The 14,543-nt window shown below is 62.5% G+C and carries 10 protein-coding genes; 8 read left to right on the forward strand and 2 right to left on the reverse strand.

Annotated features, from left to right (window positions below; all coding sequences use genetic code 11):
* Positions 1–254: 254 nt before the first annotated feature.
* The 3 genes from AOG28_RS03530 to AOG28_RS03540 all read left to right on the forward strand — a co-directional run bounded on the left by AOG28_RS03530 (position 255) and on the right by AOG28_RS03540 (position 5,555).
* Positions 255–2,018 carry an NADH-ubiquinone oxidoreductase-F iron-sulfur binding region domain-containing protein gene (locus tag AOG28_RS03530; RefSeq protein ID WP_054555332.1) on the forward strand — a complete coding sequence of 588 codons (1,764 nt, stop codon included), beginning with the start codon at positions 255–257 and terminating at the stop codon, positions 2,016–2,018.
* On the forward strand, positions 2,015–5,041 hold the full coding sequence (locus AOG28_RS03535) for a molybdopterin-dependent oxidoreductase (protein ID WP_082388204.1): 3,027 nt from the start codon (positions 2,015–2,017) through the stop codon (positions 5,039–5,041). Before AOG28_RS03530 ends, AOG28_RS03535 begins: the two co-directional genes overlap by 4 nt.
* Positions 5,042–5,315: 274 nt before the next feature.
* Positions 5,316–5,555, forward strand: a complete 240-nt coding sequence (locus AOG28_RS03540; protein ID WP_043333148.1) for a hypothetical protein — start codon at positions 5,316–5,318, stop codon at positions 5,553–5,555.
* A gap of 124 nt (positions 5,556–5,679) precedes the next feature.
* Here AOG28_RS03540 and AOG28_RS03545 read toward each other — a convergent pair whose 3' ends face one another.
* Both AOG28_RS03545 and AOG28_RS03550 read right to left on the reverse strand, forming a co-directional pair.
* Positions 5,680–7,260, reverse strand: a complete 1,581-nt coding sequence (locus tag AOG28_RS03545; RefSeq protein ID WP_054555333.1) for a BCCT family transporter — start codon at positions 7,258–7,260, stop codon at positions 5,680–5,682.
* A 232-nt stretch (positions 7,261–7,492) separates the two neighbouring features.
* Positions 7,493–8,122: a flavin reductase family protein gene (locus tag AOG28_RS03550; protein ID WP_052384477.1), complete on the reverse strand. Its 630-nt coding sequence runs from the start codon at positions 8,120–8,122 to the stop codon at positions 7,493–7,495.
* Positions 8,123–9,568: 1,446 nt separating this feature from the next.
* Between AOG28_RS03550 and cyoA the strand changes: the two genes are divergently transcribed.
* From cyoA to cyoE, 5 genes are read left to right on the forward strand one after another with little or no spacing between them, the layout of a single operon-like run.
* Positions 9,569–10,537: a ubiquinol oxidase subunit II gene (gene cyoA / locus AOG28_RS03555; protein WP_082388205.1), complete on the forward strand. Its 969-nt coding sequence runs from the start codon at positions 9,569–9,571 to the stop codon at positions 10,535–10,537.
* A 3-nt stretch (positions 10,538–10,540) separates the two neighbouring features.
* Complete coding sequence (gene cyoB, locus AOG28_RS03560; protein WP_054555335.1) at positions 10,541–12,550, forward strand: cytochrome o ubiquinol oxidase subunit I; 2,010 nt, start codon at positions 10,541–10,543, stop codon at positions 12,548–12,550.
* A gap of 17 nt (positions 12,551–12,567) precedes the next feature.
* Positions 12,568–13,179, forward strand: coding sequence for a cytochrome o ubiquinol oxidase subunit III (gene cyoC / locus AOG28_RS03565; RefSeq protein WP_389382371.1), 612 nt, complete (start codon positions 12,568–12,570; stop codon positions 13,177–13,179).
* On the forward strand, positions 13,176–13,505 hold the full coding sequence (gene cyoD / locus AOG28_RS03570) for a cytochrome o ubiquinol oxidase subunit IV (RefSeq protein ID WP_054555337.1): 330 nt from the start codon (positions 13,176–13,178) through the stop codon (positions 13,503–13,505). The genes cyoC and cyoD overlap by 4 nt, the downstream gene beginning before the upstream one ends.
* 13 nt (positions 13,506–13,518) lie before the next feature.
* Positions 13,519–14,373 (forward strand): heme o synthase, encoded by an 855-nt coding sequence (cyoE, locus tag AOG28_RS03575; RefSeq protein ID WP_043333143.1) that lies wholly within the window; start codon positions 13,519–13,521, stop codon positions 14,371–14,373.
* Positions 14,374–14,543 lie beyond the last annotated feature (170 nt).

A 14,543-nucleotide genomic window follows, 5' to 3' on the forward strand; every position in this document is an offset into this window, starting at 1 on the left:
GGTGATTGTGTGAGGGCTGGGCGAGAGCGAGTTAGCTGGATACGACGCCGGCATATGTGTGACTGACACAGGGGGCGATTCAGCGCTCAGAGCGGTTGTCGCAGGTGTGCCCGCTTTGTAGATTGCGATCTACAGTGAAGGAAAGTGGTGCGTGCTCCCTGACCGCGCACCACTTTCGCGCCCGAGACTTCACTCCTCGCGCGATACGCCAGTACTTGCCTGCTCCTGCCCAATAACAACACCGTGGTGCCGCCATGACGCCTGAGACCCTGACCGAGCCGACACCTGTCGCTCGCCGCCGTTCGCGCAGCCAGTTGCGCGGCCGTCCGCTGGATGCCGAGGCCTGGGCCGAGGTACAGCGCCTGCTGGGCGATGCCCCGGCGCAACGTGACCTTCTGCTCGAATATCTGCACGTGCTCAATGATGAGGTCGGCTACCTGACGCTGGCCCATCTGCGTGCGCTGGCCGAGTGGATGCGCCTGCCGATGGCCGAGGTCTACGAGACGGCCACCTTCTATGCCCACTTCACCGTGGTTCGCGATGGCGAGACGCCGCCCGCGGCGCTGACCGTGCGCGTCTGTGATTCGCTGTCCTGTCAGCTGGCCGGCTCCGAAGCCTTGCGCGCCGGTCTCGCCTCGGGGCTGGACCCCGCACAGGTGCGCGTGCTGCGTGCGCCCTGCATGGGGCGCTGCGACAGTGCGCCGGTGGCGGAGGTCGGGCATTACCATCTCGGCCACGCCAGCGTGGAAGGCGTCACGGCGGCGATTGCCGAAGGCCATGTGCATGCCGCGCCGGCAGCGAGTCTCGACTATCCGCGGCTGGCGGAATATCGCGCCAGTGGCGGCTATGGGCTGCTCGCCGCGCTGGATGGCGGTGAGGTCAGCATCGAGGAACTGGCGCAGATGATCGAACAGGCCGGTCTGCGTGGCCTGGGTGGGGCGGGCTTCCCGACGTTTCGCAAGTGGGGCTTCGTGCGCGCCGAGGCGGGGCCGCGCTATTGCGTGATCAACGCCGATGAAGGTGAACCCGGCACCTTCAAGGACCGCTGCTATCTGGAGCGTGAGCCGCACACCTTCCTCGAGGGCGCGCTGGCCAGTGCGCATGCCATCGAGGCCGAGGCGCTCTACCTCTATCTGCGCGACGAGTACCCGACTCTGAATGAGGTGCTGCGCGACTGCATCGCGGAGCTGGAAGCCGCAGGCCTCGTCGCGCCGGGCTATATCCAGCTGCGGCGTGGCGCCGGCGCCTATATCTGTGGCGAGGAATCGGCACTGATCGAGTCGCTGGAAGGCAAGCCCGGCAAGCCGCGTCAGCGGCCGCCCTTCGTGGCCCAGTGCGGGCTGTTCGGTCGCCCGACCCTGGTCAACAACGTCGAGACGGTCTATTGGATCGCGCGGCTCCATCGCGAAGGCCATGACCACTACGTCGCGGCCGGGCGTCAGAGGCGTCAGGGGCTGCGCAGCTTCTCGCTCTCCGGGCGCGTCAGACGCCCGGGCATGTATCTGGCGCCGGCTGGCATCACGCTCAGCGAGCTGGTCGAGGAATATGGCGGCGGCATGGCCGACGGCCATCGCCTGCGTGCCTATCTGCCCGGCGGGGCCTCCGGCGGCATTCTGCCGGCCAGCAAGGCGGACCTGCCGCTGGACTTTGACACCCTGCAGGCCCACGGCTGCTTCATCGGCTCGGCCGCGGTGGTGGTGCTGTCGGATAAGGACGATCTGGCAGCGGTGGCACGCAATCTGATGAGCTTCTTCATGGACGAGTCCTGCGGCCAGTGCACGCCGTGTCGTATCGGCACGCGCCAGATGCTGGCGGCGCTCAGCGGCGATGAGTGGGATGAGACGCTGCTGACGCGCTTGTCGCAGGTGATGATGGATGCCTCGATCTGCGGGCTCGGTCAGGCCGCGCCCAATCCGGTGCTCGGCCTGCTCAAGGACTTCCGGGAGACCCTCGCCAGCAGCGGGGTGCGCTTGATCGCCACGAGCCAAGCGGTTGACACCACGGGAGGTGAGGCATGAATGCGCTGACAGGGTTGGGCAACTCGTCCTCGGATGATCAGCCGCTGCGCGAGGATGGCTTTACCATCACGCTGGATGGCGCCGAGGTGACGGCCTATCCCGGCGAGACGCTGTGGAAGATCGCCAAGCGTGCCGGCGAGACGATTCCCCATCTCTGCTACAGCGAAGCGCCGGATTATCGCGGCGATGGCAACTGTCGCGCCTGTATGGTCGAGATCGACGGCGAGCGCACTCTCGCTGCCAGCTGCATCCGCGAGGCGCGGGCGGGCATGGTGGTCAAGAGTGCCAGCTCGCGACGTGCCGGCGAGGCGCGCGCGATGGTGGTGGAGCTGCTCGCCGCCGACATGCCCGCCGAGGCGCACAACCCCGATGTCAGCAGCCACTTCATGGCGATGGCCGAGCTGCTGGCGGTGGATGTCGGGCACGCGCGCGAGACCCTGGGCGGCGCCCGCGAGACGGTCCGCGAGTGGCTGGGGGATACGGTGGAGGAGTGGTTGCCGACGCAGGCCAGCGCTCTCGATCACTCCCATACCGCGATGGCGGTCAATCATGATGCCTGCATCAGCTGCGGCCTGTGCGTGCGCGCCTGTCGCGAGGTACAGGTCAATGACGTGATCGGGCTGGCGGGGCGCGGCAGCAATACGCGCATCGTGTTCGATCTCGAGGACCCGATGGGGGACAGCACCTGCGTCGCCTGTGGCGAGTGCGTGCAGGCCTGCCCGACCGGCGCCCTGATGCCCGCCGCCCAGGTGGATGAGCAGGGCTTCGGCGACAGCGCCGCCGTCGATGAGCGCGTCGCCTCCATCTGCCCGTACTGCGGCGTGGGCTGTCAGCTGGAGTATCAGGTCAGCCGTGGCAGCGGCGAGGCGTTGAGTGCCGAGGGTCAACCGGTCGCGACCCTGGCGGATGCCCAGCAGAGCATGGCGGGCGCTGACTCCCTCAAGACTTATCAGCGCCGGCAGCGCGTCGCGGATACGCGGCTGGACAACATCATCGCGGTCAGTGGCCGCGATGGGCCCTCCAACCACGGCCGGCTGTGCGTGAAGGGGCGCTTCGGCTTCGATTATCCGCGCCATCCGGAGCGTCTGATCCGCCCCCTGATCCGCCGTGACGGCGTAGCCAAGGGGCTGGATGCGAACTTTGACCCCGCCCATCCGCTGACCCACTTCCGTGAGGCCAGCTGGGACGAGGCCCTCGAGGTCGCCGCCGAGGGGCTCATGCGCCTCAAGCGCGCGCATGGCCCCGACAGCCTGGCGGGCTTCGGCAGCGCCAAGTGCACCAACGAGGAGGCATGGCTGTTCCAGAAGCTGGTGCGCACCGGTTTCGGCTCCAACCATGTCGATCACTGCACGCGGCTGTGTCATGCAAGCTCGGTGGCGGCGCTGATGGAAGGCGTCGGCTCGGGCGGCGTGAGCGCCTCCTTCATGCAGGCCGAGCAGTCCGACCTGATCGTGTTGACCGGCTGCAACCCGGGCGTCAATCACCCGGTGGCGGCGACCTTCTTCAAGCGCGCCGCCAAGCGTGGCACGCGCATCGTGGTGATCGACCCGCGTGCGCTGGCGCTGCGTCGTCAGGCGCATCGCTCGATCCAGTTCACGCCGGGGGCGGACGTGGCGCTGTTCAATGCCATGCTCAACGTCATCATCAGCGAGGGGCTGGCCAATCATGCCTATATCGAGGCGCATACCGAGGACTTCGCCGCGCTGGCGGAGCATGTCGCGGCGCTGACACCGGAGGCGATGTCGCCGCTGTGTGGCGTGGCGGCAGAAGAGATACGCGCCGTGGCCCGCGAGTACGCGACCGCCAGGCGCGCGATGATCTTCTGGGGCATGGGCATCTCGCAGCACACCCACGGCACCGACAATGCGCGCTGTCTGATCGCGCTGGCGCTGGTGTGTGGTCATGTCGGGCGTGAAGGCACCGGCCTGCACCCTCTGCGCGGCCAGAACAATGTCCAGGGTGCCTCGGATGCCGGGATGATTCCGATGGTGTTCCCCGACTATCAGCCGGTGGGCGACACGGCGGCGCGCGAGCGGCTGGAAGCGCTGTGGCAGACCCCGCTCTCGGCGACGCCGGGCCTGACGGTGGTGGAGATCATGCACGCCATCCACGCCGATCAGATCCGCGGCATGTACATTCTCGGCGAGAATCCGGCGATGTCGGACCCGGATCTCGAACATGCGCGCAGCGCGCTGGCGCATCTGGAACACCTGGTGGTGCAGGACATCTTCGTCACCGAGACGGCGCAGTTCGCCGATGTGGTGCTGCCTTCGTACGCCTGGCCGGAGAAGGACGGCAGCGTCACCAATACCAACCGGCAGGTGCAGCGCGGGCGGGCGGCACTGCGCGCCCCGGGCGAGGCCAAGCCGGACTGGTGGATCACCCAGCAGCTGGCGCGGCGCATGGGGCTTGGTTGGGATTACGCCGGGCCGGAGGAGATCTACGCCGAGATGCAAAAGGGCATGGATTCCCTCGACAACATCGACTGGGCGCGGCTGTCCGAGGAGAACTCGGTGACCTACCCGTGCCTGACGCCGGGAGGCGAGGGCGAGGATGTGGTGTTCGGCGAGGGCTTCCCGCGCGCCAGCGGCCGTGCCCGCTTCGTGCCGACCTGGCCCACGCCGTCGGATGAGACGCTGGATGACGACTATCCGACGGTGTTGACCACCGGCCGTCAGCTGGAGCATTGGCATACCGGCTCGATGACGCGCCGCGCGGCGGTGCTCGACAATCTTGAGCCGGCCGCCGTGGCCACGCTCAATCCGGTGGAGCTGGAGCGCCTGGGCATCACGCCGGGCGAGCCGCTCTCGATCACCACGCGACGTGGCCAGATCACCCTCGCTACCCGCGCCGATCCGCTGACGCCGGCCGGCATGGTCTTCGTGCCCTTCTGCTACGCCGAAGCCGCCGCCAACCTGTTGACCAATCCGGCGCTCGACCCGGTGGGCAAGATTCCCGAGTTCAAGTACGCCGCCTGTCGTCTGGCCAGAGTCGAACCTGCCTCGGTGGGTGTGGAGAGCTGAAGCAGACATGTAAGGCGGACATGTGAGGTGGACATGGCAAGCGGGCTGGACTGAGCGGATAGATCGAGGCAATAGACCGCAATCGAGCCAGACGCGCCTGACGCAAATGCCTACGCCAGTGGCGTGGGCAGGTACGCAGAGGGCGCCCCGGTCTGACCAGAATGTCGGAGACAGCCCGCCGCGCATTTCGGCTATCCTCACAAGGGCTATGCTCAGAACAGAGTGGGTCAATACCAATGACAATGCCCGCCGTCAGCGAGCAAGGAGAATGACGATGATGATCGTGGAGCTGATTGATCACGAAGACTTTCGTGAGCGGCTGGTGGCGCTGGGCGTGCAGATTTCCGAGCATGCCTGCGCGGACACCTGCGCGCGCATGGCACTCAGAAAGCATGCCGAGGTGGGCGTGCCGGGCCTGCAGGAACTGGTGCGCGAGCTGGTGATGCACTCCGATATCCTGCTGCCGTCGGTGCGCCAGGCACTGGACAAGTATCTGCTGCCGGGACTGCGCTAGGCGCGCTCCGGGAAGATTGCGCGCCGCGCGCTGACACTGATAGCCAGATGAACAAAAGGGCCTGTCGACTGACAGGCCCTTTTGCGTGGGTGCTCACTCGCCTCTTTTCACTGCGCGCAGTGTTTCAGGTCGATGCGTTGGCGCGATCGTATTCGCGCTTCTCCCAGCGCAGGCCGCGGAACAGCGAGAAGCACATCACCAGCAGCACCACCGTGAAGGGCAGTCCCGTGGAGATGGCGCCCGCCTGCAGCGCACTCAGTGCGGTGCTGCCGCCGCCATACAGCAGGGCACAGGCGATCAGGCCGCCGGCCGCTGCCCAGAAGATGCGCTGGCGCGTCGGGGCATCCTGCTTGCCGCCGGCGGTGATGGAATCGATCACCAGCGAGCCGGAGTCGGAGGAAGTCACGAAGAACACCAGCACCAGCACGATGGCGACGCAGGAGGTGATGGAGGACAGCGGCAGGCTGTCGAACATCTGGAACATGGCCATCGAGGGAGTGTCGATGCCCTGGGCCAGCTCGCTGCCGGCGGCTCGTGCCTCTTCCAGTGCGGTGCCGCCGAAGACGGTCATCCACACGATGGTGACCAGGGTCGGTACCACCAACACGGCGGTGACGAATTCGCGCACGCTGCGTCCGCGCGAGATACGCGCGATGAACATGCCGACGAACGGCGACCAGGAAATCCACCAGGCCCAGTAGAAGATGGTCCAGCTATGGAACCAGCCTTCGTCGGGGCGATCGATCCAGTTGGAGAGCGGCAGCAGATATTCCAGATAGCCGGCGCTGGTGGTGCCGAGTCCGGTGATGATGTCCATGGTCGGGCCGACGATGAACAGGAACACCACCAACAGTGCGGCCAGCATCATGTTGAGATTGGAGAGGCGTTTGACGCCGCCATCCAGACCGCGACTCACCGAGTAGATGGCCGCGAGCGTGACCGCCACGATCACGCCGATCTGACTGACCAGCCCATCGCCGATGCCGAACAGATGGTCCAGCCCCGAGGCCGCCTGTGCCGCGCCCAGCCCCAGAGAGGTGGCAAGGCCGAACAGGGTGGCGAGCACCGCGACGATATCGATGATATGGCCGCTCCAGCCCCATACTCGCTCACCCAGCAAGGGGTAGAACACCGAGCGCAGCGTCAGCGGCAGGCCCTTGTTGTAGGCGAAGAAGGCCAACGACAGGCCGATCACGGCATACATGGCCCAGGGGTGAAGCCCGTAGTGGAAGACGGTGGCCGAGAGTGCCGCCGTCGCGCCTTCCGGCGTGCGCGGTGGCGCGTTCAGTGGCGTGCCGGACCAGTCGGTGTAGTACGCCACTGGCTCGGCGACCCCCCAGAACATCAGGCCGGTGCCCATGCCGGCCGCGAACAGCATCGCGAACCAGGCCATCCGGCTGAATTCCGGCTTGGCGTCGCGCCCGCCCAGACGCAGGCGGCTGACCGGGTGCAGGACCAGCAGTAGGCAGAACAGGATGAAGAAGTTGCTGGAGAGCATGAACAGCCAATCACCATGGGTGATGGACCATGCCTTGGCGCCGCCCAGTGCCGACTCGGCTGACTCGGGCATCAGCAGCGTGAACAGGATGAACCCTACGATCAGCAGCGCACTGATGGTGAAGACCGGCTTGTGGACATCCAGCCCGAGTCGCTGAACATTGTCCTGACCGATCTGGTAATCCGTCACATACGGATTCGATGACATGGAGTTACCTCGTATGTTTTCTTTCGATAGCCGCTCCTGTGGGCATCTCGAGTCAGAATGAGGGACCTTGTCCCGCCTGGTGGAAGCGTTCAGACCTTGGTCTGAAGCCTTGTGCAACATGCGCCTTTCTGCCAGTTGCAGGTGGTGGCGTCAAACCTTGAGCCATCCTTGTCGTGCGCTGAAAGGCATTGATTGTATTAAGGTTTATGGATTTCTTGTCTGTGCCGGAAACTCATTCGGGGCGCTGTAGACTGAACAGGCTGTCCGTGCGTGCATAGTCACTGCCGGCCATACGCCCGATGGCACGCAGCACCTCATTGTCGACATGCCGCCCATCCCAGACCGCTGCGTCGGCATGCATCACCACCACCTCGGCCAGCACCAGTGAACCGGCCAGCGGCTGATCACCGAACGAGATGATGTCGCGCAGTCGACAGCCGAAGGCGATCGGAGCGCCTTCCACGCGCGGAACCGCAAGCGGTGGCATGGCCACCTTGTTCAGACCCGCGTGGGTGAACTCATCCTCGTCGGCGGCGAGACTGGCGCTGGTGAGATTGAGCGCCTCGCTCATCGCCTCGCCACCGATGTGAATGACGCACTCCGCCACCTGCCCGAGGTTGTTGAGGGTGTCCTTGGTCTTGCCTTCGCCATTGCGCAGCGGGCTGAAGGCGAGCACCGGCGGATTGATGCTGGCGATGGTGAAGAACGAGAAGGGCGCGAGGTTGGTGTTGCCTGCCGCATCGATGGTCGAGACCCAGGCGATCGGCCGGGGCGCGATGCTGCCCGAGAACAGGCGATAGAGGATGCCTGCGGGAAGCTGGTCGGCGGCGATGAGGGAATGCGTGGTCGAGGAGGCAGTCATGGTGAGGGTCTCATTGCAGGGCTCTGGTTGTAGGGCCGATGTTATAGAGCTGTCATCGCAGGGCTGTCATCGCAGAGCGGTCGTCGCAGGGCATGGCTCTCGACCCGCTCAGGCAGCATGTCGCACGGCGCCTGACATTGGAGAGAGTGAGAGCCCGCCAGGCCCAAAGCCCGGCAAGCCAAGAGCCCGCTAGACCGAGAGCTTAAGAATCTGGCCGTCGCGGCGAGTGGCGGCCGCGAATCATCGCTGATGGGGAACGCGAATCGCGCCTGACCACAGACCGGTGGTGCTGATGAAGAGTGGCCTGTGTGGCCGCTGGGCGTGGAAAAGGTCCCGGGAAATTCTCCCAGATCATTGTCCCTATTTTTGGTGTGGTCAATTGTCGCAGGTCTTGACCTTTTTCGAGGATGTTGTTCCTGACGCCGCGGTCGAGTTCATTCCTTGTCTGACTCAAGTCACACAATGGGGGCGGGAAACCGGATTTTTGTGCAAGATTGGTAACCAGATGGTTTCTGTAGCGTGTTTATTTGTGTGTTTTTTATGATGGCGGGCCGGGCGTCATCTGGCAGAAAGGTGGTGAGTCCGCGTAAATGAATGGCGGAAAATGACAGTCATCAGGCCATTTGGTTCGGCATTGATCATGAGAATGGCATGCCAAGGTTGCGAAAAAGCGTCCCCTGTTGATCGGGAATGCCAGCATCATGTGAGACGCATCATGGTGCATTTACCTGTCAGGTCATGATCGATAATGATGCATGTTTTCTCGTCAATTAACGCCGGCCTCATACAAGTATCATGTCGGGAAAATGCCTCTCTCGCCCGGGTTGGGGGAGTACTTCAGCAACTTTTGAAAGGCTTGTCAGCACAATTTTTGGCATTTAATTTCAAGTTGTGGCCATTTATTAGGTTTTTGTTGCGCAGTATCGTGTGACGGTAGTGGTTGATTCGACGCCACCTGGTGCGCCGATGGCGAGGACATCTGTGGGGATGCACTGAATTGTGGCGCGACAAGGTCGTGATTCTCACGGGCATCATCAAGCAGGGCAGAGGGGCTGGCATCGCGGAGAAGGCCGGTGAATGACGAGCTGTCTGGCCCTGCAAGGCATGCACTGTCGCAACATCATTGCCGTGAGTGTCGGCTTCGCCACCCGATCCCGCTGCCTTAACCTTCCTCGGGCGTGAGAGAACTCATGCCGCTCAAGGCATGATTGGCGCGCACCGGATGGCCGAAGTCATCCGCATGTGGCCCCTGGTGCGTCATCCTGCCCCGTAGTCAGCCCCCCTGTCTTTTCTCTATCCTGTGCCCGCCTGCGGGAAATCTTCTGATTTCGTTCGAAAGATCGACGGCTTCCTGTTGGTCATTTCTTCGAACGCTGTGTTCCACATGTGGGCTCGTCATGACGCCATGGCGTGTTCCAACGAGGTCGTGAGATGAGAAAAAGCCTAATGCGGGGGGCTCTGCGGGGACTCCCTATCCTCGCGGGATTATTGATGCTGTCCGGCTGTGACGCCGTACTCTTCGATCCCAAGGGGCCTATCGGTGAATCCGAAAAGTCGCTGATCCTGACTGCTACCTACCTGATGCTCGTGGTTGTTATCCCGGTCATCTTCATGACGCTGTGGTTCGCCTGGCGCTATCGCGATACCAAGCAGAGCAAGGCGACCTACACGCCCAACTGGGCGCATTCCACCAAGATCGAGATCGTGGTCTGGGGCATTCCGTGCCTGATCATCCTCGCTCTGGGCATCCTGACCTGGAAGAGCACGCACGAGCTGGACCCGCGTGCCGAGATCGTCGACGGCGGTGAGCCGATCGAGGTGCAGGTCGTGTCCATGGACTGGAAGTGGTTGTTCATCTATCCGGAGCAGGGGATCGCGACGGTCAATGAACTGGCCATGCCGGTGGATCGTCAGGTTCGCTTCCACATCACATCCGACACGGTGATGAACTCGTTCTTCGTCCCGCAGCTCGGTAGCCAGATCTATGCAATGGCGGGGATGGAAAACCGTCTGCACCTGATCGGCAGTGAAGTGGGTACCTACGACGGTATCTCTGCCAGCTATAGCGGCGCCGGCTTCGCGGACATGCACTTCAAGGCGCATGTCATGAGCGAAGGCGACTTCGACGCCTGGATCGAGAAGGCACGCGGCAGCAGCAAGGTGCTGGATGACGCTGGTCTTGCCGCTCTCAAGGAGCCGAGCGAGGACGTCGCCCCGACCTTCTATGGTCAGGTCAAGCCGAACCTGTATGAGCAGATCATGGCGCCCTACATGGACGGCATGGAGCTGGGCATGAGCGATGATCAGATGCGCCACATGAAGAAGGGTGGAATGCATCACGACAGCGCCGAACACGGCATGTCCGATCATGACGCTTCTGGTCACGCTGAATCTGCGATGGCAACCGAGGAATAAGCAATGCTTGGAAAACTCACAATAGAGGCTGTTCCGTATCACGAGCCGATCGTCATGATCGTGCTTGCGGCGGTAATCCTCGGTGGTGCAGCCCTGTTCGGCTTCATCACGGTAAAGAAAAAGTGGGCCTACCTGTGGAATGAGTGGTTCACCTCTGTCGATCACAAGAAGATCGGCATGATGTACATCATCGTCGCGTTGGTGATGCTGATCCGTGGTTTCTCCGATGCGATCATGATGCGTTCCCAGCAGATGCTGGCGTCCACCGGCGGGCACGGCTATCTGCCCCCGGATCACTACGACCAGATCTTCACTGCCCACGGCGTGATCATGATCTTCTTCGTGGCGATGCCGCTGGTCATCGGTCTGATCAACGTTGTCGTGCCGCTGCAGATCGGCGCACGTGACGTGGCCTTCCCGTTCCTGAACTCGCTCAGCTTCTGGCTGTTCGTGGTCGGCGCGCTGCTGGTCAACATCTCTTTGGGTCTGGGTGAGTTTGCCAAGACCGGTTGGCTGGCCTATCCGCCGTTGTCGGGGGCCAATTACAGTCCCGGGGTCGGGGTGGATTACTGGATCTGGTCATTGCAGATCTCCGGTGTCGGTACCCTGCTGACAGGTGTCAACTTCATCGCCACCATCCTCAAGATGCGTGCGCCGGGCATGTCCCTGATGAAAATGCCTGTCTTCACCTGGACCGCACTGTGCGCCAACGTCCTGATCGTCGCGGCCTTCCCGATTCTGACCGCTACCATCGCGATGCTGACGCTCGATCGCTACCTCGACTTCCACTTCTTCACCAATGACCTTGGTGGAAACATGATGATGTACGTCAACCTCATCTGGGCCTGGGGCCATCCTGAGGTGTACATCCTGGTGCTGCCGGTCTTCGGTGTGTTCTCCGAAGTCATCTCCACCTTCTCCAAGAAGAAGCTGTTCGGTTACACCTCGCTGGTGTGGGCGACTCTCGTCATCACCGTCCTGTCGTTCATCGTCTGGCTGCACCACTTCTTCACCATGGGTGCCGGCGCTGACGTGAACGCCTTCTTCGGTATCGCGACGATGATCATCTCGATCCCGACAGGTGTGAAGATCTTCAACTGGCTGTTCACCATGTACCGCGGTCGCGTCGAAATGACCTCTCCGGTGCTGTGGACCCTGGGCTTCATCGTCACCTTCACCATCGGTGGCATGACCGGCGTTCTGCTGGCCGTTCCGGGCGCCAACTACGTACTGCACAACTCGCTGTTCCTGATCGCTCACTTCCACAACGTCATCATCGGCGGCGTGGTCTTCGGTGCGATGGCCGGTATCACCTACTGGTTCCCGAAAGCGACCGGCTTCATGCTGTGCGAGAAGTGGGGCAAGCGTTCCTTCTGGTTCTGGATCACTGGCTTCTACCTCGCCTTCATGCCGCTGTACATCCTCGGCTTCATGGGCATGACCCGTCGTCTGCAGCACGTCGACAACCCGCTGTGGGTACCGTACCTGGTCGTCGCCTTCATCGGCGCCTGCCTGATCATGATCGGTATCGCCTGCACCGTGATCCAGATTGCGGTCAGCATCAAGAACCGCAAGCAGCTGCAGGACACCACTGGCGATATCTGGGGCGGTCGTACCCTGGAGTGGAGCACCACTTCACCGGCACCGTTCTACAACTTCGCTCACGAGCCGCAGGTTTCCGAGCTCGACGAGTTCTGGGAAATGAAGGAACGTGGCATCGAGCAGGAGGCCAAGAAGCCTTATGCGCCGATCCACATGCCGCGCAACGCCGCTGCTGGCGTCATCATCTCCGCCTTCAGCCTGGTGTTCGGTTTCGCACTGATCTGGCACATCTGGTGGATGGCCGTGGTCGGGCTGGTCGGCATGATCGCCACCTTCATCGTGCGCTCCTTCAACTACGACATCGACTACTACGTGTCCGTCGAGGAAGTGGAGCGTGTCGAGCGTGAGGGTCGCGAGCGTCGCGCCCTGCCCAGCGCCCGCACACCTAACGACACAGTGGTTCAGGGGTAATCATGGCGAATAATGCAATGACATCTCACGATGGGGCGCATGACGCCCATGACGATCACGAGCATCACGATACCAACGGCCTGAAGGTCTTCGGTTTCTGGCTCTATCTGCTGAGCGACTGCATCCTGTTCGCGATGCTGTTCGCGGGCTACGTGGTACTGAGCCAGGCCTATGCCGGTGGCCCGACGGGCGCCGAGATCTTCGAGCTGGACTTCGTGCTGGTCGAGACCGCGCTGCTGCTGGCCTCGAGCTTCACCTACGGCCTGGCGATGCTGGGCATGAACCGCGGAGACAGCTCCGCGGTGATCAAGTGGCTGATGATCACCTTCGCCTGTGGCGCAGGCTTCATCGCGATGGAAATCTATGAGTTCCACCACCTGATCGTGAACGGCCATGGTCCGGACAAGTCCGCGTTCCTGTCTGCCTTCTTCACTCTGGTCGGCACCCACGGTCTGCACGTGACCGTCGGTCTGATCTGGATGGCGCTGCTGATCTTCCAGGTCAAGCAGAAAGGCCTGACGGAAGTGCATCGCGGTCGTCTGATGATGCTCAGCCTGTTCTGGCACTTCCTGGACGTCATCTGGATCTGCGTCTTCACCGTCGTCTATCTCACAGGAGTGATGCTATGAGCCATTCCAACAACGACCACAACGACAATCACGGCAGCGTCAAGCAGTACGTGACCGGTCTGATTCTCTCCATCATCCTGACCATCATCCCGTTCGGGATGGTGATGATGATGGACGATCCGGGGGTCGGCGTGATCTGGGCCATCTACGGTTTCGCCATCGCTCAGGTCTTCGTGCAGCTGTACTTCTTCCTGCACCTGGACGGCTCCAAGGAGCAGAGCTGGAATGTCATGGCCATGCTGTTCACCCTGGTGATCGTGGCAATCGTCGTTGGTGGTTCCATGTGGATCATGATCGAGCTGAATCAGAACATGATGCCCATCTGATAGCGTGAGCCTGATGATCAAGGACTACCTGCGTACCACCAAGCCGGGCATTATCTTCGGCAACCTGATCACCGTCAGCGGCGGCTTCTTTCTCGCTTCCGGTGGTGAGGTGGATTGGGCGCTGTTCATCGCCACCCTGGTCGGGGTGGCGTTGATCGTGGCCTCAGGCTGTGTGTTCAACAACTGCATCGATCGCGATATCGACCGCCACATGGCGCGTACCCAGGGCCGTGCCCTGGTGCAGGGCGACATCTCGCTGAAGGGGGCTTTCGTCTTCGGCAGCGTGCTGGGCCTTGCAGGCTTCTGGCTTCTGGCCGCGATGACCAATCTCATGGCGATGATCGCCGTGGGGCTGGGCTTCGTGATCTACGTCGGGGCCTACAGCATGTGGCTCAAGCGTGGCTCGGTGTATGGCACCCTCATCGGCTCACTGTCCGGCGCTGCGCCGCCAGTGGTCGGCTACCTGGCCGTCACCGGTCAGGCGGACATGGGGGCGCTGCTGCTGTTGATCATCTTCAGCATGTGGCAGATGCCGCATTCCTATGCGATTGCCATGTTTCGTGTCGATGACTATCGGGCCGCCAATATTCCGGTACTCCCGGTAGCGCGAGGCATGGAGCATGCCAAGCGTGTAGTGACGGGGTACATTGCCGGCTTCATCCCGGTGTCGCTGTTGCTGACACTGTGGGGATATACCGGCATCTGGTATCTGGTAGTCGCGACCGTCACGGGTGGCTGGTGGCTGTATCTGGCCGCCTGGCGCCTCAAGGATCAGCCTGATGCCTCCTGGGCACGCAAGCTGTTCGGCTTCTCCATCATCATCGTCATGGCGCTCAGCCTGATGATGAGCCTGGACACGCAGCTGTAATCCAGCCGTAGTACCTCTCGGGTGACCCGCCATCGGCGTGTTGCCCGGGTGAAAGCCAAAAAAACCCGCCACCGGCTTGCCGGTGGCGGGTTTTTTCTTGCCTGTCTTTCAGAGTCTCAGGTTTCGAGGACTCAAGGACTCAAGGACTCAAGGACTCAAGGACTCAAGGA

The sequence above is a fragment of the Cobetia sp. UCD-24C genome (assembly GCF_001306765.1).
In the GTDB taxonomy this organism is placed as follows: Bacteria; Pseudomonadota; Gammaproteobacteria; order Pseudomonadales; family Halomonadaceae; genus Cobetia; species Cobetia amphilecti.